The organism is Streptomyces sp. NPDC056144 (genome assembly GCF_042264145.1).
Classification (GTDB): Bacteria; Actinomycetota; Actinomycetes; order Streptomycetales; family Streptomycetaceae; genus Streptomyces.
This window is the reverse complement of sequence record NZ_JBHJVF010000003.1, coordinates 109,675-128,684: the sequence shown is the minus strand read 5'-3', so window position 1 is coordinate 128,684 and position 19,010 is coordinate 109,675. Positions and strand designations below refer to the sequence as shown.

20 protein-coding genes are annotated in these 19,010 nt (G+C 73.3%); 8 read left to right on the top strand and 12 right to left on the bottom strand.

The features are described from left to right. Positions 1-83 precede the first annotated feature (83 nt). The 3 genes from ACFC0Z_RS11430 to sigE all read right to left on the bottom strand — a co-directional run bounded on the left by ACFC0Z_RS11430 (position 84) and on the right by sigE (position 3,768). Positions 84-2,015: a S1C family serine protease gene (locus tag ACFC0Z_RS11430; RefSeq protein WP_376435379.1), complete on the bottom strand. Its 1,932-nt coding sequence runs from the start codon at positions 2,013-2,015 to the stop codon at positions 84-86. Positions 2,016-2,092: 77 nt separating this feature from the next. Next, positions 2,093-3,013 carry a zf-HC2 domain-containing protein gene (locus tag ACFC0Z_RS11425; RefSeq protein ID WP_376435377.1) on the bottom strand — a complete coding sequence of 307 codons (921 nt, stop codon included), beginning with the start codon at positions 3,011-3,013 and terminating at the stop codon, positions 2,093-2,095. After that, positions 3,010-3,768 (bottom strand): RNA polymerase sigma factor SigE, encoded by a 759-nt coding sequence (sigE, locus tag ACFC0Z_RS11420; protein ID WP_360811650.1) that lies wholly within the window; start codon positions 3,766-3,768, stop codon positions 3,010-3,012. The genes ACFC0Z_RS11425 and sigE overlap by 4 nt, the downstream gene beginning before the upstream one ends. 142 nt (positions 3,769-3,910) lie before the next feature. On the opposite strand from sigE, the gene ACFC0Z_RS11415 reads away from it, so the two are divergent. Beyond that, positions 3,911-4,576: an O-methyltransferase gene (locus tag ACFC0Z_RS11415; protein WP_376435374.1), complete on the top strand. Its 666-nt coding sequence runs from the start codon at positions 3,911-3,913 to the stop codon at positions 4,574-4,576. Between the two features lie 124 nt (positions 4,577-4,700). On the opposite strand, the gene ACFC0Z_RS11410 is transcribed toward ACFC0Z_RS11415, so the two are convergent. Next, on the bottom strand, positions 4,701-4,868 hold the full coding sequence (locus tag ACFC0Z_RS11410) for a DUF3117 domain-containing protein (RefSeq protein ID WP_360811654.1): 168 nt from the start codon (positions 4,866-4,868) through the stop codon (positions 4,701-4,703). Between the two features lie 318 nt (positions 4,869-5,186). On the opposite strand from ACFC0Z_RS11410, the gene ACFC0Z_RS11405 reads away from it, so the two are divergent. Further along, the gene (locus ACFC0Z_RS11405) at positions 5,187-5,990 is read left to right on the top strand and encodes an enoyl-CoA hydratase/isomerase family protein (protein ID WP_376435371.1); all 804 of its coding nucleotides are present in this window, start codon (positions 5,187-5,189) and stop codon (positions 5,988-5,990) included. Between the two features lie 45 nt (positions 5,991-6,035). Here the strand turns inward: ACFC0Z_RS11405 and ACFC0Z_RS11400 are convergent, their stop codons facing one another. Together ACFC0Z_RS11400 and ACFC0Z_RS11395 are read right to left on the bottom strand one after the other, a co-directional pair. After that, positions 6,036-6,635, bottom strand: coding sequence for a DNA-3-methyladenine glycosylase I (locus ACFC0Z_RS11400; protein ID WP_376435370.1), 600 nt, complete (start codon positions 6,633-6,635; stop codon positions 6,036-6,038). Next, positions 6,632-6,973, bottom strand: coding sequence for a hypothetical protein (locus ACFC0Z_RS11395; RefSeq protein ID WP_376435368.1), 342 nt, complete (start codon positions 6,971-6,973; stop codon positions 6,632-6,634). The genes ACFC0Z_RS11400 and ACFC0Z_RS11395 overlap by 4 nt, the downstream gene beginning before the upstream one ends. A gap of 102 nt (positions 6,974-7,075) precedes the next feature. Here ACFC0Z_RS11395 and folP point away from each other — a divergent pair, with 102 nt between their 5' ends. Then, complete coding sequence (gene folP, locus ACFC0Z_RS11390; RefSeq protein WP_376435365.1) at positions 7,076-7,936, top strand: dihydropteroate synthase; 861 nt, start codon at positions 7,076-7,078, stop codon at positions 7,934-7,936. 119 nt (positions 7,937-8,055) lie between these two features. Here folP and ACFC0Z_RS11385 read toward each other — a convergent pair whose 3' ends face one another. Next, positions 8,056-8,805, bottom strand: a complete 750-nt coding sequence (locus ACFC0Z_RS11385) for a TIGR00730 family Rossman fold protein (RefSeq protein WP_376435363.1) — start codon at positions 8,803-8,805, stop codon at positions 8,056-8,058. Between the two features lie 94 nt (positions 8,806-8,899). Beyond that, on the bottom strand, positions 8,900-9,994 hold the full coding sequence (gene dapE / locus ACFC0Z_RS11380; protein ID WP_376435360.1) for a succinyl-diaminopimelate desuccinylase: 1,095 nt from the start codon (positions 9,992-9,994) through the stop codon (positions 8,900-8,902). Positions 9,995-10,023: 29 nt separating this feature from the next. Between dapE and ACFC0Z_RS11375 the strand changes: the two genes are divergently transcribed. Continuing rightward, positions 10,024-11,007, top strand: coding sequence for a hypothetical protein (locus ACFC0Z_RS11375; RefSeq protein WP_376435357.1), 984 nt, complete (start codon positions 10,024-10,026; stop codon positions 11,005-11,007). A gap of 346 nt (positions 11,008-11,353) precedes the next feature. Continuing rightward, complete coding sequence (locus ACFC0Z_RS11370; protein WP_376435355.1) at positions 11,354-11,809, top strand: ATP-binding protein; 456 nt, start codon at positions 11,354-11,356, stop codon at positions 11,807-11,809. A 112-nt stretch (positions 11,810-11,921) separates the two neighbouring features. Here ACFC0Z_RS11370 and dapC read toward each other — a convergent pair whose 3' ends face one another. Both dapC and fdxA read right to left on the bottom strand, forming a co-directional pair. After that, positions 11,922-13,019: a succinyldiaminopimelate transaminase gene (gene dapC / locus ACFC0Z_RS11365; RefSeq protein ID WP_376435352.1), complete on the bottom strand. Its 1,098-nt coding sequence runs from the start codon at positions 13,017-13,019 to the stop codon at positions 11,922-11,924. 92 nt (positions 13,020-13,111) lie between these two features. Further along, positions 13,112-13,432, bottom strand: a complete 321-nt coding sequence (gene fdxA / locus ACFC0Z_RS11360; RefSeq protein ID WP_015035968.1) for a ferredoxin — start codon at positions 13,430-13,432, stop codon at positions 13,112-13,114. A gap of 112 nt (positions 13,433-13,544) precedes the next feature. On the opposite strand from fdxA, the gene ACFC0Z_RS11355 reads away from it, so the two are divergent. Together ACFC0Z_RS11355 and ACFC0Z_RS11350 are read left to right on the top strand one after the other, a co-directional pair. Continuing rightward, positions 13,545-14,555, top strand: a complete 1,011-nt coding sequence (locus tag ACFC0Z_RS11355; protein WP_376435350.1) for a GNAT family N-acetyltransferase — start codon at positions 13,545-13,547, stop codon at positions 14,553-14,555. 250 nt (positions 14,556-14,805) lie between these two features. After that, entirely contained in the window at positions 14,806-15,729 is a 924-nt protein-coding gene (locus ACFC0Z_RS11350; protein WP_376436641.1) for a tetratricopeptide repeat protein, read from the top strand. On the opposite strand, the gene ACFC0Z_RS11345 is transcribed toward ACFC0Z_RS11350, so the two are convergent. Both ACFC0Z_RS11345 and ACFC0Z_RS11340 read right to left on the bottom strand, forming a co-directional pair. Then, entirely contained in the window at positions 15,689-16,843 is a 1,155-nt protein-coding gene (locus ACFC0Z_RS11345) for a hypothetical protein (RefSeq protein WP_376435347.1), read from the bottom strand. The two genes, ACFC0Z_RS11350 and ACFC0Z_RS11345, sit on opposite strands and share 41 nt — an antisense overlap. A 105-nt stretch (positions 16,844-16,948) precedes the next feature. Beyond that, positions 16,949-18,145 (bottom strand): glycosyltransferase, encoded by a 1,197-nt coding sequence (locus ACFC0Z_RS11340; protein ID WP_376436639.1) that lies wholly within the window; start codon positions 18,143-18,145, stop codon positions 16,949-16,951. A 174-nt stretch (positions 18,146-18,319) separates the two neighbouring features. Here ACFC0Z_RS11340 and ACFC0Z_RS11335 point away from each other — a divergent pair, with 174 nt between their 5' ends. Next, entirely contained in the window at positions 18,320-18,889 is a 570-nt protein-coding gene (locus ACFC0Z_RS11335) for a YceI family protein (RefSeq protein ID WP_376435344.1), read from the top strand. Positions 18,890-19,010 lie beyond the last annotated feature (121 nt).

The window sequence follows — 19,010 nt, the reverse complement described above, 5'->3', positions numbered from 1 at the left end:
CGAACCTGTCGGTCGGGTACCTCGTGGCGACCACCACATGGCGGTCGGGTTCCGTCTGGTCCGTATGAGTCCGTCAGGATCTGTCAGGTTCCCTGCGAGGAGCCCAGGGTCAGGGTCTTGATCAGCTCCTTGCCGCCGCGGGTCAGCGTCAGCTCCAGCTGGTCGCCGGGGCGGTGGGCGCGGATCTTCACGATCAGCTCCTCGCCGTTGTGCACCCGCTGGCCGTCGACCTTGGTGATGACGTCGCCCGGGCGGAGGCCCGCCCTGGCGGCCGGGCCGCCGGGCGTGACGGAGGCGGCGCCGTCCTTGCCCTTCTCGCCGACCCGGGCGCCGTCGCCCTGGTACTGCATGTCGAGGCTCACGCCGATGACGGGGTGGGTGGCCTTGCCGGTGTTGATGAGCTCCTCGGCGACCCGCTTGCCCTGGTTGATCGGTATCGCGAAGCCGAGGCCGATCGAGCCCGGCTGGCTCGCGCTGCCCTCGCCGTCGCCCGAACCGCCGCCGCCCGCGGCGCGGATGGCGCTGTTGATGCCGATGACACGGCCCTTGGAGTCGAGCAGCGGGCCGCCGGAGTTGCCGGGGTTGATCGGCGCGTCGGTCTGGAGGGCGTCGACGTAGCTGATGTCCGTGCCGTCGCCCTTCTCGCCGCCCGCGGTGATCGGCCGCTCCTTGGCGCTGATGATCCCGGAGGTGACGGTGTTGGAGAGGTCGAAGGGGGCGCCGATGGCGACGACGGGGTCGCCGACGCGGACGTTGTCGGAGTTGCCGAGGGCGAGCGGCTTGAGGCCGGAGACGCCGGTGACCTGGACGACGGCGAGGTCGTAGCCGGTGTCCTTGCCGACGAGCTTGGCGCGGGCGGTCTCGCCGCTGGAGAAGGTCACCGAGATCTCGCCGGAGGACTCGGCGGCGTCCACCACGTGGTTGTTGGTGAGGATGTGGCCCTTGGTGTCGAGGACGAAGCCGGTGCCGGTACCGGCGGAGCCGCCGCCGCTGACGTGCAGGGTGACGACGCCGGGCAGGGCACCGGCGGCGATCCCGGCGACGCTGTCGGGGGCCCGGTCGAGCTCCCCGGCCTCTGCCTGGGGCAGCTCGACGGTGGTGAGGCCGTTGTTCCGCTCGACGTACGCGCCGATGCCGCCGCCGATCACGCCGGTGATCAGCGCGAACACCAGAGCCCCGGCGACCGCGAGCCCCTTGCGGGACTTCTTCTTCGCGGCGACGGGCAGCGGGGCGGCGGGCCCGCCCCAGGGGTCGTACTGCATCCAGGGCGCGCCCCCGCCCTGCTGCGGCGGTGCGGGGGGAACGGCGCCCTGCGGCGGGGGTACGGCACCGGGCGCGGGGGCCGGGGCGGCGGCCGGATGCTGCACCGGCGGCGCGGGCGCCCAGGGCCCGGGCTCGCCGTACGGCGGGGTCCGGTACTCGTCGGGCGCGTGAAGCGGCTGAGGCCGCGCGGCCTCCGGAGCCTGGGCGGCGGGCTCGGCCGGAGCCTGGGCGGCTGGCTCGGCGGGAGCCGGAGCCTGGGCGGCTGGCTCGGCGGGAGCCGGAGCCTGGGCGGCGGGCTCGGCCGGAGCCTGGGCGGCGGGCTCGGCGGGAGTCGGGGAGGCGGCGGGCGCCGGTTCGACGCCGGGCGTCTCCGCTGATGCGGCGGAAGCCGCGTGGTCCGCCCCTGCCGGGGCGGAGCCCTCGGCGGCCGCGGCGGACTCACCCTTCGTCAGAAGGACGGCGGTGTCGCGGGGCTCGGCCGGGTCGTCCGTCGACGCGGCGGGCGCCGCGTGGTCCCGCACGGCGGGCGCGGCGTCCGCCGGGTCGGGCCGCGTGGCGGTGTCGGTCGGCTCGGCCGGTACGGCCGAAGGGGCCGGCTCGGCCGCCCCGGATATGTCACCTGCCGACGGCTGCGGCGCGGGCAGCGGGAAGTCGCCGTCGGACCCCTCGGGCGCCGGGGCAGGTGCCGGCTCCCGGGGCGGCTCCGGTGCCGTCGAAGGCCGGCTCCACCAGTTCGGCTTCCCGTCGTTCATGCTCTCCCCGCAACCGCTGACCCGTCCGCGCCCCCTGACGCGGGCGTCGCTGTCCCTGGATTCAACCAGGTCGGGGGTCAGCGGTGGGAGCCGAGAGGCACGTTCGTCGGGCTTGCCACGGGGCCGGGCTCAGGGGCGAAGGACAGATCCAGGGCCGGATGCGTCGGCCGTATGAACGGCGAGAGCGCGAAGAACGACTGCATGGCCTGGGTCTGGAGCCGCGCCTGGACCATCGGCAGGTTGCCGGAGCCCCGCACGTCCGCCGGGACCGCGCCCGAGGGAGCGGTGCCCGCGCCGGTGCGCGCGGTGAGCGGGACGAGCGGCTCCTCGGCGACGGACTGGGCGCCGCGCTCGCCGGAGCGCGTTCCGCGCACGGCGGCGGTGGTCCCGCCCGCGCCGCCGGACGTGGAGGTGCGCACCGGGGTGACGGCGCTGCCCGCGCCCTGGCCGCCGCGACCGCTCGCGGTGAGCGAGGTCTCCGCGGGCAGCGTGCCGCCGAGGGCGATGGCCGCGAAGGAGACCGCGCTGGCCGCCGCGAAGGCGAAGCGTCGCCCGCGCCCGGACGTGCCGGAGGCGCGGTCGCCGACCTCGTGGACCCGGAAGCCGCCGGTGGAGCGGCCTGCGCCGGGGGTGACGACGGCGGCGGTGGCGAAGCCGTCGGACTTCAGGACGGCGGTGCCGAGGAGCTCTTCGAGGGGCCCGCGGGGGGCACCGGGTCCTCCGGGTCCGCCCGACGGGTCACCTGGTCCCCCGGGCAGCCCCTGGAGGCGCGCGAGGAAGCCCTCGGAGGGCGGCGGGGGCGCCGCGGCCGCGAAGACGCTCTTCAGGGTGCGCTGCGCGTCGGCCTCGGCCTTGCAGCGCGGACAGGTCGCGAGGTGCGCGAGCACCCGCTCGCGGGCGTCGTGGCCGAGCTCGCCGTCGACGAGCGCGGCGAGCCGGTCCCCGAGGTGGTGCTCCGCGGACCCGGAACTCGACGAGGAGGGACGTGTGCCGCTCACGCTGTCCCGGCCTCCCATCCGACGGTGGCCAGCGCACGCTCCGCCCGGGCCTCGGGCGAGCGGTGCTTCAGGGCCTTGCGCAGGTGGGAGCGGCCGCGGTGGATGCGGCTGCGGACGGTGCCGAGCTTCACGCCGAGGGTCGCGGCGATCTCCTCGTACGACAGTCCTTCGATGTCGCAGAGGACGACGGCCGCGCGGAACTCGGGCGCGAGGGTGTCGAGGGCCTGCTGCACGTCGGCGTCGAAGTGGGTGTCGTTGAACACCTGCTGCGGGGAGGGCTCACGGCTGGGGAGCCGCTCGGCGGCGTCGTCGGCGAGCGCGTCGAAGCGGATGCGCTGCTTGCGGCGGACCATGTCGAGGAAGAGATTGGTGGTGATGCGGTGGAGCCAGCCCTCGAAGGTGCCGGGCGTGTACGTCGACAGCGAGCGGAAGACGCGGACGAAGACCTCCTGGGTGAGGTCCTCGGCGTCGTGCTGGTTGCCCGTGAGGCGGTAGGCGAGGCGGTAGACCCTGCCACTGTGCGTGCTGACGATCTCCTCCCACGTGGGAGGGGTCCACGCCTGCGATTCCGCATCCGATGCGAAGGTCGCGGTGGTGGGTGCGGAGTCGGCGGTGCGGATTCGGTCAGCGGTGTTTGTCACGGATTTCGGCTCACCCGCCGACCTGAGAAGACGTCGAAGCCGTCCTCCCCGATCCACAGGCGCAGCCGCACCTCCCCTGTCGGCTCTGGTGGTGTCCAGTGGAGTCCCTACCATAGCCACCTCGCCCGTTAGCTCCGGATAAGAATCTTTACGCGAATTTGGGAGGGGACTCGCCCGGCTCCCGCTGTCGCGTCCTGCCTCCTGTGAACGCCCGGTCCCATCTGCGGGTTCCCGCTGACAGCGGATACAGTCACCGTTGCGTCAACTACGGGGACAGGAGAGGGCCATTACCGCCAACCGGCAGACGGGCTGGTCGTTCGCCGACGCCTATGTCGCCGAGGACGAGGCTCTGCGCTGGGCCCGGGACCGGGCCAGGGAGGCAGGGCTGCCCTCGGTGTCCCCCTCCGCCGGTGGCGCGCTGCGCCTGCTCGCGGCGACGGCGGGTGCCAAGGCGGTGGCGGAGATCGGTACCGGCACGGGCGTGTCGGGCATCTATCTGCTGCTCGGGATGCGGCCCGACGGGGTCCTGACGACGGTGGACCTCCAGCCGGAGCGTCAGCAGCTGGCGAAGACGGCGTTCCGTGCGGCGGGTTTCGCCGGCAACCGGGCGCGGTTCATTCCGGGGCGGGCGCTCGACGTGCTCCCGCGGCTCGCGGACGGCGGGTACGACCTCGTCTTCTGCGACGGCGACCGGCTGGAGTACCTGGACTATCTCGCTGAATCGTTGCGCCTGCTCCGACCTGGGGGTCTTGTCTGCTTCGAGGGCGTCTTCGCGGACGGCAGGACGGTCGATTCGGCGGCGCAGCCGCCGGAGGTCCTGCGGGTACGGGAGCTCCTCCGGGCGGTGCGGGAGAGCCAGGAGCTGCTGCCGAGCCTGCTGCCGGTGGGCGACGGCCTGCTGTGCGCGGTGCGCCGGGGCTGACAGCCCCTTACAGGCTCCGGGCCCCGTACAGACTCTCGGGTCCCGTAAAGGCTCCCGGGTACACCACTGCCCCGGCACGGTGGACCGTCCGGGGCAGTGATTCAGGAATCGAGGGGTCCGGTCGTCAGCCGACGACCTGCTTGAGGGCGTCGCCCAGCGCCTCGGCCTCACCCGGGGTCAGCTCGACGACAAGCCGACCGCCGCCTTCGAGCGGAACGCGCATGACGATGCCCCGCCCCTCCTTGGTCACCTCGAGCGGGCCGTCACCCGTCCGCGGCTTCATGGCCGCCATGCTTGTTCCCCTTCCTGAAACCAGCTCTTTGTCAGCCGGGCAGCTCGTTGATGCGGAGCACGCTTCACCGGCTTCGAACACATTGCTTCCAGGTCATTATCCCGCATCTCAGCACCCGATGACCAACATCGATCCGCATCGCTTGGGCAACGCGCTCACGCAAAACCACACATTTCGGCGATCGGCCTGCGATACTGCGCCGCCCTGGATCGGGCCGGGGGGTGGAATTCTTTGACGCAGCTCACATGGGCGACGCGGGTGATCTCCGCCATGCTGGGGGGTCAACCACGCAATGAGGCGAAGGGAAACCCACACATCATGGCCGACACGGTGCTGTACGAGGTGAGCGACGGGCTCGCCACCATCACGCTCAACCGGCCCGAGGCCATGAACGCCATGAACGTGGCCGCGAAGGTCGCCCTCCGGGACGCCGTCGAAACCGCGGCGGCGGACTCGGCCGTACGGGCGGTGCTGCTCACCGCGGCGGGCGAGCGGGCGTTCTGCGTGGGCCAGGACCTCAAGGAGCACGTGGGTCTGCTCATGGCGGACGCCGAGTCCGGCTCGCGCGAGACGATGAACACCGTCCGCGACCACTACAACCCGATCGTGCGGGCCCTGACGGGCATGAAGAAGCCGGTCGTGGCCGGGGTGAACGGCGTCGCGGCCGGGGCGGGCTTCGGCTTCGCGCTCGCGGCGGACTTCCGGGTCGTCGCGGACACGGCCGCGTTCAACACGTCCTTCGCGGGGGTCGCGCTCACCTCGGACTCGGGCATGTCCTGGACGCTCCCCCGCCTGATCGGCGCGAGCCGCGCCTCGGACCTGCTGCTCTTCCCGCGCTCGATCACCGCTCAGGAGGCGTACGAGCTCGGCATCGCGAACCGCCTGGTCCCGGCCGCCGACCTCGCCGCCGAGGCCGAGAAGATCGCCCGCACCCTCGCCGAGGGCCCGACCGTCGCCTACGCGGCCCTCAAGGAGTCCCTCGCCTACGGCGCCGACCACTCCCTCACCGAGGCCCTGGAGAAGGAGGACGAGCTCCAGTCCCTCGCGGGCGCCTCGGAGGACCACACGATCGCGGTCCGCGCCTTCATCGCCAAGGAGAAGCCGAAGTACCTGGGCAGGTGAGACGGGCCGATCCGGGGCGGGCGGGCGGCGGCTCCCGCCGTCCGCCTATCGTCCGCCGCGGGCCAGGCAGCCCTCCACGTGGTCGTCGACCAGGCCACAGGCCTGCATCAGGGCGTAGGCCGTGGTCGGGCCGACGAAGCGGATGCCGCGCTTCTTGAGGGCCTTGGAGAGGGCCGTCGACTCGTCGGTGATCGCGGGGACCTCCGTGACCGTACGGGGGGCCGGGCGGCCCGGCTCCGGGGCGTACGACCAGATCAGGGAGTCGAGTTCGCCGGGGGACCACTCGGCGAGCACCTTCGCGTTGGCCATGGTCGCGTCGACCTTGGCGCGGTTGCGGATGATGCCCTCGTCGGCGAGGAGCCGCTCGCGGTCCGCCTCGCCGAAGCCCGCCACCTCGGCGATCCCGAAGCCCGCGAAGGCCTTCCGGAAGCCCTCGCGGCGGCGCAGGATCGTGATCCAGGACAGGCCCGACTGGAAGGCCTCCAGGCAGAGCCGCTCGAAGAGCGCGTCGTCGCCGTGGACCGGGCGGCCCCACTCGTCGTCGTGGTACGGCGTGTAGTCCTCGGTCGACAGGCCCCAGGGGCAGCGCAGCAGGCCGTCCGGGCCCGGGATCGCCGCGCCGGGGATGATCGCGTCGGTCGTCATGCGCGGTCGCCCTCCTCGGTCTCCGTCTCGCCCTCGGACCTCGCACCCGCGCCCGCGAGCGCGCCCTCCAGCTCCGCGATCCGCGCGTCCCGCTCCGCCAGCTCCGCGCCCAGCCGGACCAGGACGTCGTCCACGTCCGCCATGCGGTAGCCCCGTACGGCCACGGGCAGGCGCAGCGCCTCGACGTCCGCGCGGTCGACCGGACGGGCCGCCGGCAGCGGGTCGACGAGCTGCTCGGGCGCCACCTCGGGCAGCACCTCGCTGTCCCCGCCGCCGACCACGGCCAGTGTCACCGCGGCCACGACCACGACCATCGTGATGAGCAGAAACCAGAACACTGCGCGCCTCTCCCCGGAGTGGAAAACGTCCCGTGCCGATCGTGCCATGCGTCACCGACAGCTAGGGTCGCAGGCGAACGAAGACGAGGGAGGACAAAAGGGATGCTGCGCTTGGGACGGCGTGAATTCGGGCCGCACGAGCCGGTGATCATGGCGATCGTGAACCGGACCCCGGATTCCTTCTACGACCAGGGCGCCACCTTCCGCGACGAGCCCGCCCTCGCACGCGTGGAGCAGGCCGTGGCCGAGGGCGCGGCCATCATCGACATCGGCGGGGTCAAGGCCGGCCCCGGCGAGGAGGTCACGGCCGAGGAGGAGGCCCGGCGGACCGTCGGGTTCGTCGCGGAGGTCCGCCGGCGCCACCCCGACGTGATCATCAGCGTCGACACCTGGCGCGCCGACGTCGGCGCGGCCGTCTGCGAGGCCGGCGCGGACGTCCTCAACGACGCCTGGGGCGGGGTCGACCCGGGCCTCGCCGAGGTCGCCGCCAAGTACGGCGCCGGCCTCGTCTGTACGCACGCGGGCGGCGCGGAGCCGCGGACGCGGCCGCACCGGGTGGAGTACGAGGACGTCATGGCCGACATCCTCCGCGTCACGGTCGGGCTCGCGGAGCGGGCCGTCGCGCTCGGCGTGCGGCGGGACGCGATCATGATCGACCCCGGGCACGACTTCGGGAAGAACACGCGGCACAGCCTGGAGGCGACGCGGCGGCTCGGGGAGATGGCCGCGACCGGGTGGCCGGTGCTCGTCTCCCTGTCCAACAAGGACTTCGTCGGGGAGACGCTCGACCGGCCGGTCAAGGAGCGGGTGCTCGGGACGCTGGCCACCACGGCGGTCTCCGCCTGGCTCGGCGCGCAGGTGTACCGCGTGCACGAGGTCGCCGAGACCCGGCAGGTGCTCGACATGGTGGCGTCCATCGCCGGGCATCGGGCGCCTGCCGTCGCCCGGCGCGGGCTCGCGTAGCGGGAGCGGGGGCCGGGTGGGGGCGCCTGCGGCGGGCCTTCTCCCCCGCCCCGCCCCTTCCCGAAACCGGGGGCTCCGCCCCCGGACCCCCGCGCCTCAAACGCCGGCGGGGCTGATGGTCACTTCCCGGTCTCCTTCGTGACGAGGGCCACCGCCTCGTCCACGTCGTCCGTCACGTGGAACAGCAGCAGGTCCCGCTCGCTCGCCTTGCCTCCCGCCACCACCGAGTCCCGCAGCCAGTCCACCAGGCCCTTCCAGTACTCCGTCCCGAACAGCACGATCGGGAAGCGGGTCACCTTCCGGGTCTGGACCAGCGTGAGCGCCTCGAAGAGTTCGTCGAGGGTGCCGAGGCCGCCGGGGAGGACCACGAAGCCCTGCGCGTACTTCACGAACATCGTCTTGCGGACGAAGAAGTAGCGGAAGTTCACGCCGATGTCGACGTGCGCGTTGAGCCCCTGCTCGAAGGGGAGCTCGATCCCGAGGCCCACCGACACGCCCTTGGCCTCGCGCGCGCCCTTGTTCGCCGCCTCCATCGCGCCCGGGCCGCCGCCCGTGATGACCGCGAAGCCGGCCTCGACGAGCGCGCGGCCGATCCGTACGCCCGCGTCGTACTCCGGCGAGTCCGGCTTCGTACGGGCCGAGCCGAAGACGCTGATCGCGCTCGGGAGCTCGGCGAGCGCGCCGAAGCCCTCGACGAACTCGGACTGGATCCGCATGACCCGCCAGGGGTCGGTGTGCACCCACTCCGAGTCGCCCTCGGTGTCAAGGAGCCGCTGGTCCGTGGTGCCCGGCTGGACCTGTTCCCGACGCCTCAGCACCGGTCCCAGTCGCTGCTCCTCGGGCTTCGCCATTCCCTCGGGAATGCCCATGGCCTGCTCCCTCCGCCGATCCACTGAGATCCACTGATCTTCTGGTCCGGTCAGCCTAGGACGACAGAGGTGACGAAACGCGAAATTACGGAAGTCAGGCGGTGAGCCATTCCCTGAGGCGCGCCTCGCAGTGGTGGATCCGCTCCACCGGGACGTGCTCGTCGCGCTTGTGCGCGTAGATCGGGTCGCCGGGACCGTAATTGACGGCCGGGACGCCCAGCGCGCTGAAGCGGGCCACGTCCGTCCAGCCGAACTTCGGCATCGCGTGGCCGCCCACGGCCTTCATGAACGCCTCGGCCGCCGGGTGCGAGAGGCCGGGCAGCGCGCCCGCGCTCTCGTCGTCGACGACGAGCTCGGAGACCCCGCAGCCGTCGAAGTACTCGCGGACGTACGCGAGGGCCTCGGCCGGCGAGCGGTCGGGGGCGTACCGGTAGTTGACCGTGACCGTGCAGGCGTCGGGGATGACGTTGGTGGCGACACCGCCCTGGATCGCGACCGCGTTCAGGCCCTCGTGGTACTCCAGGCCGTCGATGACCGGCTTGCGCGGCTCGTACGCGGCGAGGCGGGCCAGGATCGGGGCGGCGGCGTGGATGGCGTTGGAGCCCATCCAGGCGCGCGCGGAGTGGGCGCGCTCTCCGGCGGTGTGCAGGATCACCCGCAGCGTGCCCTGGCAGCCGCCCTCGACCTGCGCGTCCGAGGGCTCCAGGAGGACGGCGAAGTCGCCTTCCAGCCAGTCCGGGTGCGCCTCGGCGATCTTCCCCAGGCCGTTGAGGTGCGCGGCGACCTCCTCGTTGTCGTAGAAGACGAACGTGAGATCGCGGTTGGGCTCGGGGACGGTCGCCGCGATCCGGAGCTGGAGGGCGACGCCGGACTTCATGTCGCTCGTCCCGCAGCCCCAGAGGATGCCGTTCTCGTCGAGCCGCGAGGGCACGTTGTCGGCGATCGGCACGGTGTCGATGTGCCCGGCGAGGACGACCCGCTCGCCGTGGCCGAGGTTCGTGCGCGCGACGACGTTGTTGCCGAACCGGTCGACGGTGAGGTGCGGGAAGGCGCGCAGGGCCTCCTCGATGGCGTCCGCGAGCGGCTGCTCCGTACCGCTCACGGACGGGAAGTCGACGAGGGCGGCGGTGAGCGCGGCTCCGTCCTGCGAGAGGTCGAGCCGGGTCTCGTACGGAGTGATGTCAGCCATGTGCCGACCCTAACGCCCCCTCCAGTACGGTGGGCCCCGTGTCCGAGCCCACCCGCCCCGCCCGTCGCGACCGGCCCGCCCGTCGCGGTCGTCTCGCCCGCACCGCGGCCGCCTTCGTCGCGCTCGCGGGCCTTGCCTCGTACGTGGCGTTCCATCAGGTCACGGGCAGTAAGGGCACGCCTCGGTGCAGTGTCGGCACGGGTGACAACCGGTACGAATTCACTCCGGAGCAGGCGTCCAACGCGGCGACGATCTCGGCCGTCGGCACCTCGCGCGGGCTGCCCGAGCGGGCGGTGACGATCGCGCTCGCGACCGCGCTCCAGGAGTCGGCGCTGCGGAACATCGAGCACGGCGACCGGGACTCCCTCGGCCTCTTCCAGCAGCGCCCCTCGATGGGGTGGGGGACGCCCGCGCAGATCATGGATCCGGTGTACTCCGCCGGGAAGTTCTACGAGGGCCTGGAGAAGGTCCCGGGGTACTCGCGGCTGCCGCTGACCGTGGCGGCGCAGAAGGTGCAGCGGAGCGGTTTCCCGCAGGCGTACGCGAAGCACGAGCCCGACGCCACCCTCCTCTCCGCCGCGCTCACCGGCCGCTCACCGGCCGCCCTGACGTGCACGGCGAGCGACCTGAAGGGCGAGCCCGGCGATCCGTCGAAGGTGCGGGCGGAGCTGGTACGCGCCTTCGGCGAGCGGGCGGCGCCCAAGACGGTCACCGGTGGCGCGAGCGCGGGCCGCTCGGCGACGGAGCCGCCGCTGCTCGTGGTGCCGGTCGGCGCGAAGGCGGACTCGGGGGCGGGCAAGCGGCGCGGGTGGGAGCTCGCGCAGTGGGCGGTCGCGCGGGCGGACGAGCTCCGCGTCGTCGAGGTCGCGTACGACGGGCGGGTCTGGCGCGCCAGTGACGCGTCCGGCGAGTGGGAGAAGTCCTCGGGGACCCCCGAGGAAGGCACGGCCTCCGGCACCGCGTCCGGCACGGGTTCCGACACCGCGAACGTCCGCATCCGGCTCGCGAAGTAGTCGCCCGCCGGACCGCTCCGGCCCGTCTCGGCCCGCTCGTCCGTACGGCCCTTCACTCGCCCGTGTCACGCGCCCGGCGCGAATTCCCGGCGTTTCCGCGGCACTTCGCGCCGCCTCCCGCGGGCCACGGTTGGACCCGTCATTCCCCTTGCGCCACAAGGGAAGTGACGGTTCGCCACTCTCTCGCTCAATGATCGCGTTCGTCCGCTTTCCTCCCCACCCGACAATACGACGCATTGCCAACTCTTTACCTTCGACTTCCGCAACCAACCCTCCCCCAGGGCCGGTTGTCACTGCGTCCGAGCACCACATCTCACCACTCGTCGCACCCCGTCGAAGGAGCACCATGTCCCTCCCCCTGACCCGCCGGATCGCCCGCGCCGCCCTCCTCATCGCGGCCGGAGCCCCCGTGGTCGTCGGTGCGGCCGGTTCCGCGAGCGCCCTGGACAGCTCGCCCGTGGGCGCCGTCGGCGGCCTCACCGCCCTCGACGCCGCCGGAGCGGGCAGCACCGTCGACGGCGCCTCGCGGACCGCCACGGGCGTCGTCGGCGCCACCGGCAGCGAGGCCGTCGGCACGGCCGTCCCGGCCGCCGGCAAGACCGTCGGCGCGACCGCCAAGACCGCCACCCCCGCCGCCCAGGAGGTCGCCGGCCAGGCCGCGGGCGCCACCGGCGAGGCCGTCGGCCAGACCGCCGGCGCCGCCGCCGAGAGCGCGGGCTCCCCGGCCGCCGCCGCCCCGTCCTCCCTCGGCGGGCTCCCGGTCGGCGCCGGCAGCCTCCCGGCGGGCCTGCCGATCGGCTGAGTCCGGAGACAGCGGTACGCCAGAGGCCCGGGGAGCATCATCTGCTCCCCGGGCCTCCGGCGTACGTACAGGGCGTGCGGAAACCCGGCTACCCGGCTACCCGGCTACCCGGCTACCCGAGCCGCTTCACCGCGGCCGCCACGCGCTCGTCCGTCGCCGTGAACGCCACCCGCACGAACCGCTCCCCGGCCTCGCCGTAGAAGTCACCGGGCGCCACGAGGATGCCCTTCTCCGCCAGGTACGCCACGGTCTCCCAGCACGGCTCGTCCCGGGTCGCCCACAGGTACAGGCTCGCCTCGCTGTGCTCGATCCGGAAGCCGTGCGCCTCCAGGGCCGCCCGCAGCGCCGCGCGCCGGGCCGCGTACCGCTCGCGCTGCTCCGCCACGTGCGCGTCGTCGCCCAGCGCCACCACCGTCGCCGCCTGCACGGGCGAGGCGGTCATCATGCCGCTGTGCTTGCGGATCTGGAGCAGCTCGCCGAGGACGGCCGCGTCGCCCGCGATGAACGCGGCGCGGTAGCCGGCCAGGTTGGAGCGCTTGGAGAGGGAGTGGACGGCGACGATGCCCTCGTACGAGCCGCCGGAGACGTCCTCGTGCAGCACGGAGACCGGCTCGGCGTCCCAGCCCAGCTCCAGGTAGCACTCGTCGGAGAAGAGGAGGATGCCGTGCTCGCGCGCCCAGGCGACGATCCGGATCAGCTCGTCCTTGCCGAGGACCTGGCCGGTCGGGTTCGACGGGGAGTTGAGCCAGAGCAGCTTGACCGCGGCCGGGTCGAGGTCGGCGACCGGGTCGTCGTAGACGACGGGGGTCGCGCCGCAGAGCCGCGCGCCGACCTCGTACGTCGGGTAGGCGAGACGCGGGTACGCGACGACGTCACCGGCGCCGAGGCCGAGCTGCGTCGGCAGCCAGGCCACCAGCTCCTTCGAGCCGACCACGGGCAGGACGTTCTCGTGGGCGAAGCCGACCGCCCCGAGGCGCCGCTCGCACCAGCCCGTCAGCGCGTCCCGGAGCTCCTTCGTCCCCCACACGGTGGGATAGCCCGGCGAGTCCACCGCCGCGACCAGGGCCTCCTGGATCAGCGCGGGGACCGGGTCGACGGGCGTGCCGACCGAGAGGTCCACGATTCCGTCGGGGTGGGCCAGGGCCGTCTTCTTGTACGGCTCCAGCTTGTCCCAGGGGAAGACGGGCAGGCGCGAAGAGACTGCGCTCACGGGTTGGCTCTCACTTCCTGTACGTACGGGAAAACGCCTCGGTCCCGTACAGCGACCGAAGGCCGTACGGGACCGGAAGCGCGGTCGTTCTCTCAGCCGTTCTGCGGCGGGAGGGCGGCGATGAAGGGGTGGTCGCGCTCGATCTCGCCGAGCTTGGAGGCACCACCGGGCGAGCCGAGCTCGTCGAAGAACTCGACGTTCGCCTTGTAGTAGTCCTTCCACTCCTCCGGGGTGTCGTCCTCGTAGAAGATCGCCTCCACCGGGCAGACCGGCTCACAGGCCCCACAGTCGACGCATTCGTCCGGGTGGATGTACAAGGACCGCTTGCCCTCGTAGATGCAGTCGACGGGGCACTCCTCGATGCAGGCCTTGTCCTTCACGTCGACACAAGGCTGCGCGATGACGTAAGTCACGCTGTCGTTCCTCCTCGGTAGGGCTGGTCTGCGCGGGAGCGCGGCGTCGTCGATGCCCGCACCTAGTATCTCCGTTCTTGGGGGCGATCCGAACAGGAGGGGCGGAGAAGCTGTGGAAATCATCGGCGGAGGACGGCTCGAAGTCCGCATCACCGGCGCTGACGTGGGGAAACGTGTCTCCGTTCGGTACACGACGGACTCGGGGACGAGGGGTGAGAAGTTCACCGACGCGGTCGGGGTTCTCACATCGTGGAACTCCGGTGTGCTGCTGATCACACGAAAGAGCGGCGAGACCGTCAGAATCGACGAGGTCTCCCTGGTCGCGGGGAAGGTCGTACCCCCCGCTCCCGCCCGCCGGAAGGGCCCCGCCGCCACCTTCCCGGAGCTCGCCCGCGCCACCGCGCGCGCGTGGCAGCCGTCCGAGAGCGAGGCGCTCGGGGAGTGGACGCTCAGGGCCGCCGACGGGTTCACCCGGCGGGCCAACTCCGCGCTCCCGCTGGGCGATCCCGGCATGCCGGTGCCGGACGCGCTCGTCCGCGTACGGGAGTGGTACGCGGCCCGGAAGCTGCCCGCGATCGTCCAGGCCTCGACCGGCGCCGAGGGCACCCAGGAGCTGCTGTGCGCGGCCCTCGACCGGCACGGATGGCGGCGCGAGGTCTCCGCCGAGGTGCGGGTCGGGTCGCTCGCCCCGATCGGCGACCAGGACCCCGACGACTCCGCCGTCCCGGCCGTACGGCTGTCCCGGACGCTCGACGAGTCGTGGCTGCGCCGGTACCAGCGCTTCGAGGAGGCGAGTCCCGCCGTCCGTACGGTGCTCTCCTCCGGTCCGAGTGTGTGGTTCGCGTCCGTGGCGGGCACGGGAGAGGTACCGGCGGCGATCGGGCGCTGTGTGGTCGACGGCCGCTGGGCGGGCTTCATGGCGGTCGAGGTCGATCCGGACCACCGACGCCGGGGCCTGGCGACGGCCGTCATGACGGCACTCGCCCGGCAGGCGCTCGACGAGGGCGCGTCGGCGGCCTGGCTCCAGGTGGAGGCGGACAACGACGGTGCCCGCGCGTTGTACGACGGGATGGGCTTCGCGGTCCATCACCACTACCACCACTACCGATGGACGGAGTCGTGACGGAGGCATGACGGAGGACGGAGCCGGGACGGACGGACCGGCGGACGAGGGCGGCCCGGCGGGGGACGCGCCGAACGGCGAGGGGCCGTCGGAGGGGCCACCAGCCGGGGACGACCCCGCACCCGCCGAGGCGACCGGAGAGGCGCCCGGCGAGACGGCCGGAGAGGTGTCGGGAGAGACGGCCGGAGAGGTGTCGGGAGACGCCGCCGACGACACCGCCGGGCCCGTCCAGTACGCCCTGCCGGAGTACATGGCGCCCTACACCGCCCCCGAGTACGCGGCTCCCCCGTTCGTCACGCCCGAGTCCGGGGCGCCCGAGCCCTCCGACCACCCGCCCGGCTCCCCCGAGGAGGACGCCCCCGACTGGCGGCGGGAGTTCGCCGAGGAGGCCAGGTCCGAGCGGCCCGACCTCGCGCGGCTCTGCCTGCTCGTCGGCGCCGTCGCCGACCCCTCCGTCACCCGCAGGGACATCGACGAGGCCGAGATGGAACTCGACCGCCTCGCCGGACTCGTCCCGTACGCGACCCGCTTCACCGGCGCCTGGGCCGCCGAGCTCGCCGCGCTCCTCGGCGACCGCGAGGGCTTCGAGGGCGTGCCCGCCGACTACCAGCGCCTGGAGTCCTCGCTCCTCCACGAGGTGCTGCGCCGCCGCAGGGGCCTGCCGATCCTGCTCTCCGTCGTCTGGATGGAGGTCGCCCGCCGCGCGGGCGCTCCCGTGTACGGGCTCGGGCTCCCCGGCCACTTCGTCGTCGGCTTCGGCGACCCCGCCGACCTGGACCTCGCCGACCCCTTCGCCGGCGGCCGTGGCATGACCGGCGCGGACGCGGAGCTCCTCGTGGCGAGCGCGACGGGCGAGGCGCTCGACCGCTCGATGCTGCGGCCCGCCGAACCGGGCGCGATCGTGCTCCGCGTCCTCAACAACATCCGCGCCTGGGCGGCCCCCCGCCCCGAACGCTCCGACGTCGGCCTCTGGGCCGTCGAACTCTCCCTCCTCCTGCCCTCCCACCCGGCCCGCCTGCGGTACGAGCGGGCCGAACTGCTCGTACAGCGGGGGGACTTCCTCACCGGAGCCGTGGAGATGGAGGCGTACGCGCAGATCATGGACGCGGTGGACCCGGACTCGGCGACGACGATCAGGCGGCGGGCGACGGCGGCTCGGGCGCGGATGAACTGAGCAGCGCCCCGGCCAGCCGTTCGAGCTGGGGCAGGTACCCGGCGACGAGAAGGGTGCGCCCGTCGTCCGTCTCGCACTCGGCGAGGTGGTACTGGTGGAAGGACCGTCCTCCGCCGCCGGCGCCGGGGCCCGGGTCCGTGCGCAGCTGCCGCCGTACCCGCCGAAGGCGCAGCCCCGTCGGCAGCGGGCGGCAGGCGACTCCTCCCGTGGGGTCGGTGCTCATGGCCAGGCCGCCGCTCCGGACCACGAGAAAGGTGAAGCCCTCGTACAGGGGCTCGTACGGGAGGAAGACGGGGAACACGTCCCCGACGGAGACCCGCCGGGGCGTGAACGCGATGTCCACTCCCCGCCGCCGCTCCCTGCGCGCGAGGAACGGCCAGGAGAGCAGCACGGTCGCGGCGGACGCGGCACAGACGATCGCGGCGGCCTTCAGGGTCCGGTCGACCGACGAGGCACCGACCGCGACCCCCACGCCGAGGAAGATGCCGGGGAGGATTCCCGCAAGGCCGATGAGACTGATCTGCCACGGGCTCCTGGCGGGATGGGACGCCGCGCGCGCACGCCACCACAGGCCGCAGCCCAGCAGGGCGAGACCCACCGGGAAGAGGCCGACGGCCAGGCCGAGCAGGGGACTCCAGCTCGCGACCGGCGTCGCGGCGGTGGGCTGGACGCGCCCGCCGGCGACCACCGTGCGGACCGCTCCCCGCCAGGAGTACAGGGCGATCGCGTCGCCCGCCCGCACCCGGTCCGTGAAGGAGGACCCGTCCTCAAGGCGGATCCAGTCGATGCCGTCGGCCGACCCCTCGGGACCGGGAACCCCGACCCAGTACGTCGGCTGCCTGCCTTCTTCCTTCCGGAAGCCGTGGACCAGGCCGTCCCGGCGGCTGACGCACTCCGGATCCCGGCCGTCCGTCTCCGGTGCGCACCGGGGCGCCTGCCGGAACGCCTCCTCGGTCCGCTCACCCGCCGCCACCGGCACCGCGACGATCCATCCGGCCACCACCACGAGCAGAAGCCCGGTCAGGCACGCCACGAGGGCCCAGGCCCGCTCGCGCTTCGGCGGCCTCCCGGCGGCCTCACCAGGAGCACCCGCCGGTGTGCCGGAGGCTTTCATGCAGCGATCACTTCTCACGTCTTCGGCCCGCTGGTTTCGACTGCCGGCCGTCATGCGGCCGGCCCGGCCACGCGAACCCACGCGACCGGCCCCCATGGTTCCACCTCACGCGAGCACGGCACGAACCGGGGCGATTCCGTCCTCATCGGCCAGGCGGTGGGCCAGGGCGCGGGCCCGCTCGCGGTGGGCGTCGTCCCGCGTCGCCCGGCGCAGGGCGGCGGTCAGGGCTTCGGAGGTGAGCCGGCGGAGCGGCAGGACGCCGGGGGCGACGCCGAGCGCGGTCAGCCGTGACGCCCAGAAGGCCGCGTCGAACTGGACGGGGACCGGCACGTTGGGCACCCCGGCGCGCAGGACGGCGCCGGTCGTGCCCGCGCCCGCGTGGTGGACGACGGCGGCCGTCCGGGGGAAGAGCAGGGAGTGCGGCTCGTCGTCGACGGTCAGGATGTCGTCGCCCCGGGCGTCCAGCCCGGCCCAGCCCCGCTGGACGATCCCGCGCACCCGGGCCGCGCGCAGGGCGGTGACGATCTCGCGGCTGACCCGTGCGGGGTCGGGCACGGTGGCGCTGCCCAGGCCGACGAAGACCGGTGGGGGCCCGGCGGCGAGGAAGTCCTCCACCTCCCGGGACAGCCCCCTCGTCTCGTGCGGCCACCAGTACCCGGCCGTGACCAGTTCGGCGGGCCAGTCCGGCGGCCGGGGGACGACGAGCTCGCTGTAGCCGTGCATGACCACGCGCGCCGGCCGCCGGGACCGGCCCGCCGTCGCGATGCCGTGCCGCCTGCGCAGCGAGCGCACGGAGCCGGCGAACATCCCCTCCACGGACGCCATGACGGCCCGTCCGCTCAGCCGGTTCCCCACCGCGCCCAGCGACCGCGTCCCCAGGACCGGGGCGGGGAACTCCCCGGTCGGATGGAGCGGCTGGAGGTGCAGCCCCACGGCGGGCACCCCGAGGCCGTCGGCGATGGCGTACCCGAGCGGCCCCAGCGCCCCGCCGACCAGCAGGACCTCGCCCCCTCGCGCAACGTCCACCAGGGCCGCCGTCATCTCGTCGACCGACCCCCTGGCCATGGCCGCCAGCCGTACGAGTTTCCCCGCGCCGGTCCGCGCGTCGTGCAGCCGTCGGCCGCGCGCGGAGTGCAGCTCGGCCCGGGGGTCCACGGGAAGCGGCCGGAACCGCACCCCCGACCCCGCCACGAGAGGCTCGAACATCCCGTGCGTGGCCAGGGTCACCTCGTGTCCGGCCGTCACGAGCCCGGCGGCCAGACCCGTGTACGGCGCGACGTCGCCCCGCGACCCCGCCGTCATCATCACGATGCGCACGCCGCCAGTCTGCCCCCGCCGCCGCGAGGCATTCGTCATCGGGGAAGCGGGCTTCACCGGTACGGGTGCAATCCGACGCGACTCCGTGCCGTCCCGGCGGTCGGAATTCGTCCGCGCCCTAGCGTGCGTCGGGAATCCCCTCACCCCCACGGAGGAACCATGACCACGTCCATCAGCACCAGCGTCTCGCTTCCCGAGCTCACCGGCGAGTACGTCCTCGACCCCACCCACACCCGCATCGGGTTCGTCGCCCGTCACGCCATGGTGACGAAGGTGCGCGGCCACTTCGAGACGTTCGAGGGCTCCGCCCGCCTGGACGGCGCCGACCCGGCCAAGTCCACCGTCCAGGTGGTCATCAAGACCGAGAGCATCGACACCGGCGTCGAGCAGCGCGACCAGCACCTCCGCAACAACGACTTCCTCGACGCCCCGAACTTCCCGGACATCACCTTCCGGTCCACGAAGGTCGAGCCGACGTCCGACACCGAGTACCGCGTCACCGGCGACCTGACCATCAAGGACACGACCAAGCCGGTCTCCATCGACTTCGAGTACACCGGCAACGCCGTCGACCCCTACGGGAACCTCCGCGTCGGACTCGAAGGCTCGGTCACCATCTCCCGCAAGGAGTACGGAGTGACGTGGAACGCCGCTCTCGAAGGCGGCGGCGTCCTCGTCGGCGACAAGGTCGTCCTCGAGTTCGACATCTCCGCGATCAAGCAGGGCTGACCGCGCGGGCAGCGACCGTATCCGGCCACTCCTCACGGAAAACACGGAAGAGAGCAGACACGAACACACGTACGTCCTAAAGTGCCGTCGATAACCCCCGGGGGGTATCCCCCTCCCGGGG

What these genes read in the sequence shown, in the direction of transcription:
- ACFC0Z_RS11405 (WP_376435371.1), top strand. Translation starts at nt 5,187, where the DNA reads ATGGCCGACACGGTGCTGTACGAGGTGAGCGACGGGCTCGCCACCATC.
- sigE (WP_360811650.1), bottom strand. Translation starts at nt 3,768, where the DNA reads ATGGTAGGGACTCCACTGGACACCACCAGAGCCGACAGGGGAGGTGCG.
- dapE (WP_376435360.1), bottom strand. Translation starts at nt 9,994, where the DNA reads ATGGCTGACATCACTCCGTACGAGACCCGGCTCGACCTCTCGCAGGAC.
- ACFC0Z_RS11335 (WP_376435344.1), top strand. Translation starts at nt 18,320, where the DNA reads ATGACCACGTCCATCAGCACCAGCGTCTCGCTTCCCGAGCTCACCGGC.
- ACFC0Z_RS11410 (WP_360811654.1), bottom strand. Translation starts at nt 4,868, where the DNA reads ATGGCGGCCATGAAGCCGCGGACGGGTGACGGCCCGCTCGAGGTGACC.
- ACFC0Z_RS11385 (WP_376435363.1), bottom strand. Translation starts at nt 8,805, where the DNA reads ATGGGCATTCCCGAGGGAATGGCGAAGCCCGAGGAGCAGCGACTGGGA.
- ACFC0Z_RS11430 (WP_376435379.1), bottom strand. Translation starts at nt 2,015, where the DNA reads ATGAACGACGGGAAGCCGAACTGGTGGAGCCGGCCTTCGACGGCACCG.
- ACFC0Z_RS11340 (WP_376436639.1), bottom strand. Translation starts at nt 18,145, where the DNA reads ATGACGGCGGGGTCGCGGGGCGACGTCGCGCCGTACACGGGTCTGGCC.
- folP (WP_376435365.1), top strand. Translation starts at nt 7,076, where the DNA reads ATGCTGCGCTTGGGACGGCGTGAATTCGGGCCGCACGAGCCGGTGATC.
- ACFC0Z_RS11345 (WP_376435347.1), bottom strand. Translation starts at nt 16,843, where the DNA reads ATGAAAGCCTCCGGCACACCGGCGGGTGCTCCTGGTGAGGCCGCCGGG.
- ACFC0Z_RS11370 (WP_376435355.1), top strand. Translation starts at nt 11,354, where the DNA reads ATGTCCCTCCCCCTGACCCGCCGGATCGCCCGCGCCGCCCTCCTCATC.
- ACFC0Z_RS11350 (WP_376436641.1), top strand. Translation starts at nt 14,806, where the DNA reads ATGGCGCCCTACACCGCCCCCGAGTACGCGGCTCCCCCGTTCGTCACG.
- ACFC0Z_RS11400 (WP_376435370.1), bottom strand. Translation starts at nt 6,635, where the DNA reads ATGACGACCGACGCGATCATCCCCGGCGCGGCGATCCCGGGCCCGGAC.